Here is a 262-nt window from a genome sequence, read left to right as displayed (position 1 = left end):
TCTGGACTACCAACGACAGCAACAGAACTTACAAGAGCAACTCTCTGGCTTACTTGGTATTATGGCTATCAACGCCCAATCAAGCTTACTGAGTAATAACAAGTTTCGGGAAGAACAGCGGCTCAGTGCTCTCAGCAACATCCCAGAGATCAAAAACGTGCATATCTACCAATTGCTGGCGGAGCAGCAAGAGCTTACTTTTTTTGCCAGCTATAACAGAAGAGATACCGGACCTTGGCCAACACAAATGACCAGGCTAGAA

The 262-nt window shown here is 45.8% G+C and carries 1 protein-coding gene; it reads left to right on the top strand.

Translation table 11 applies throughout. From position 1 onward, the window contains the following. A partial coding sequence (locus RMT89_RS43750) for a hypothetical protein (protein WP_315889320.1) occupies window positions 1–262 on the top strand: 262 nt, incomplete at both ends.

This window comes from Streptomyces sp. P17 (assembly GCF_032436805.1).
Lineage (GTDB): Bacteria > Actinomycetota > Actinomycetes > Streptomycetales > Streptomycetaceae > Streptomyces.
This window is presented reverse-complemented; position numbering and strand designations above follow the sequence as displayed.